Source organism: Nonomuraea sp. NPDC005501 (genome assembly GCF_040605905.1).
Classification (GTDB): domain Bacteria; phylum Actinomycetota; class Actinomycetes; order Streptosporangiales; family Streptosporangiaceae; genus Nonomuraea.
Window position 1 is genome coordinate 1 of sequence record NZ_JBEXDT010000210.1, and the last position, 2,871, is coordinate 2,871.

The 2,871-nt window shown below is 71.2% G+C and carries 1 protein-coding gene and 2 pseudogenes; 1 reads left to right on the forward strand and 2 read right to left on the reverse strand.

The window, feature by feature from the left end:
* Positions 1 to 232: pseudogene (locus tag ABZS51_RS42540) on the reverse strand (hypothetical protein); the annotation flags it as partial.
* 240 nt (positions 233 to 472) lie between these two features.
* Between ABZS51_RS42540 and ABZS51_RS42545 the strand changes: the two are divergent.
* Entirely contained in the window at positions 473 to 1,714 is a 1,242-nt protein-coding gene (locus ABZS51_RS42545; protein WP_355453999.1) for a cytochrome P450, read from the forward strand.
* Positions 1,715 to 1,723: 9 nt separating this feature from the next.
* Here the strand turns inward: ABZS51_RS42545 and ABZS51_RS42550 are convergent.
* Positions 1,724 to 2,871: pseudogene (locus ABZS51_RS42550) on the reverse strand (hypothetical protein); the annotation flags it as partial.

A 2,871-nucleotide genomic window follows, 5' to 3' on the forward strand; every position in this document is an offset into this window, starting at 1 on the left:
GGCGGGCCAGCGCGGCGCGCCCCGGCCCCACCCCGTCCACGACGGCGGCCGCCAGCAGCACGTCGTCGGCCGTCCGCAACCCGAGCAACCCACCCGGCCCGGGTCCCGGCTCGGCCACCTCGAACCACACCTCGCGGTGGCGCAGCCTCCGGACGACACCCAATTCCATGATCTCCGCGGCCACCAGGGGCTCGATGCCACGCACCGCCCTGGCCACGGCGAAAGCACGCACGTGTCCTTCTCCAACGTCGCGACCCGGGACGGCCCCTTGGCCGCCCCGCATCGCCGGCGGTGGGTCATCCGCGACCCGCCGGCGGGCCGCTAACGCAGGAAGAAGAAGAACTGCACGCGGCCATGCTAGCGATCACCGGCCGCGCGGCCCAGCGAATATCCCCGGACCCCGGAAACGGACTACGTACGCTGTACGTCATGACCATTGACGTAAGTGGCCACTTGCCCAAATGATGGCCCTATGACTGCCGTTGACTTCGATCTCTCGGACCAGGCTTTCTGGGCCAGGCCCATGGCCGAGCGGGAGCGGGCGTTCGACCTGATCCGCTCGCTGGAGCGGCCGCCCTACTTCGAGGAGATGGAGATCTCCTTCGCCCCGAAGGGGCCGGGCTACTACGCCCTGGCCAGGCACGCCGACATCGTCGAGGTCAGCCGGCACCCGGAGATCTTCTGCTCGGGCGACGGCGGGGCGACGAACATCCCGGACATGCCCGCCGAGTTCGCCGAGTACTTCGGCTCGATGATCAACATGGACGACCCGCGCCACGCCCGGCTGCGCCGGATCGTCTCACGGTCGTTCACGCCAAAGATGATCAAGCAGTTCGAGACGGACGTGGAGGTCGCCGCCGCGCGCATCGTGGACGACCTGCTCGCCAAGGGCCCCGGGGCCGACTTCGTGACGGACGTGGTCGCCCGCCTGCCGTTGAAGATCATCTGCGACATGATGGGCATCCCCGAGCGTGACTACCAGTTCGTCTTCGAGCGCTCGAACATCATCCTCGGCGGCTTCGACCCCGAGTACTCCGGCGGCGACCTGGCCGGCGTGGCCGAGAGGCTGCTCACGGCCGGCATGGAGCTCCAGCAGCTCGTCCAGGACCTCGCCGCCTACCGCGCCGAGCACCCCACCGACGACCTGACCTCGTCGCTGGTCAACGCCAACATCGACGGCGAGCGGCTCACCATGCAGGAGCTGGGCTCGTTCTTCATCCTCCTGGTGGTGGCGGGCAACGAGACCACCCGCAACGCCATCTCGTACGGCCTGCGGCTGCTCACCGAGAACCCCGGTCAGCGCGCCCTGTGGCTGGAGGACATCGACGGGCGCGCCCCCGGCGCCGTCGAGGAGATCGTCCGGCTCGCCTCACCCGTGAACTTCATGCGCCGCAAGCTGACCCGGGACTTCGAGCTGAACGGCCAGCTCTACCCGGCGGGCATGAAGGTGGTGCTGTTCTACTGGGCGGCCAACCGCGACCCGGAGGTGTTCGCCGACCCCTACCGGTTCGACATCACCCGCGACGCCAACCCGCACGTCGGCTTCGGCGGCCCGGGCCCCCACTTCTGCCTCGGGGCGCACCTGGCGCGGCGCGAGATCACGCTGATGTTCCGCGAGCTGCTGCGCCGCGTCCCCACGATCGAGGGCGGCCGGCCGGACCGGCTGCACAGCAGCTTCATCAACGGGATCAAGCACATGGAGTGCACGTTCTGACGCGGCCGCCTACTGGCTGATCACCTTGAGCTGCCTGACCACCGTGTTCACGTCGGGCAGCAGCTGCTTGCCCGTGGCCGGGACCGACATGTACACGATCGCCGGCACGTCCTTGCCCGTGTTGACGGCGGCCGTGACGATCGTGGCGTTCCCCGTGGCCGAGGTGAGCGAGTACGCGATCAGCTGCCCCGTGGAGTTCCCGACCTTGAGCGGCTGCTGGGCGATCTTGCGGACCGTGTTGCCCTCCGGGAAGAACCGCTTGCGGGCGTTGACCACGACGCTCTTGATGGCCGGCTCCAGGTCCTTCTCCGAGGTGAAGGACGAGGCCATCGCCGCGGGCAGCGGGCCCGTGAGGATCTGGGCGTAGGTGTCGGTGCCCGTCCTGACGTACTGGCGGGTGGCGAAGCCGTACGTGCCGCGGACCGTGCCGCGCTGGTCGAGCTGCCAGGTGCCGCCCAGCCGCGGGACGCTGAGACCGGCCGTGGTGTCGGACACCGTGCCGACGACCGGCGCGGCCTTGCCCGGATACGTCTTCAGGCGGCCGATCGAGGTGGACGATCGGGTGGTCTTTGGGGTGGACGAGGCCGACGACTTGGAGGTGTCCGCGGCGGCGGGCGTCTCCTTGTCGCCCGCCAGCGGGCCCGCGAGGAACGCCCACAGCAGGGCGCCCACGAGCGCGATCGAGACGGACCCGGCCAGGGCGTAGATCCAGATCGGCTTGCCCGACTCGTCCAGCGAGTCGGGCTCGCCCATGCCCTCGTACTCGTCGCCGAAGACGTTGTTCCAGAGCTCCTGCTGGCGGTCGGGGGGAGGCGTGCGGGAGCCGCTGATCTGCCCGGCCGTCACGAACGGGCGGTCGGGGTCGGACGGGTCGCGGCTCAGGTTGGAGCCGGGACGCGGCTGGCCGGGCTCGTCCGGGTGTCCCTGCTGGTCGTGCTCGCCGGGGTGCCCGTGCCGTCCTTGCTGACCGGGGGGACCCGGCTGCCCGTGCTGTCCGGGGTGGCCCGGCTGGTCGGGGTGTCCGGGCTGCCGGGCCTCGGCCGGGTACGCGTGGCCGGGGGCGGGCTGGGCGTGGCCGGCGGCGTCGCGCCCGGCGGGGCCCGCCGGCGGGTGTCCGGCGCCGGGGTGCGCGTTCGCGGGGTGGCCGGGGCCGGGGC

What these genes read in the sequence shown, in the direction of transcription:
- ABZS51_RS42545 (WP_355453999.1), top strand. Translation starts at nt 473, where the DNA reads ATGACTGCCGTTGACTTCGATCTCTCGGACCAGGCTTTCTGGGCCAGG.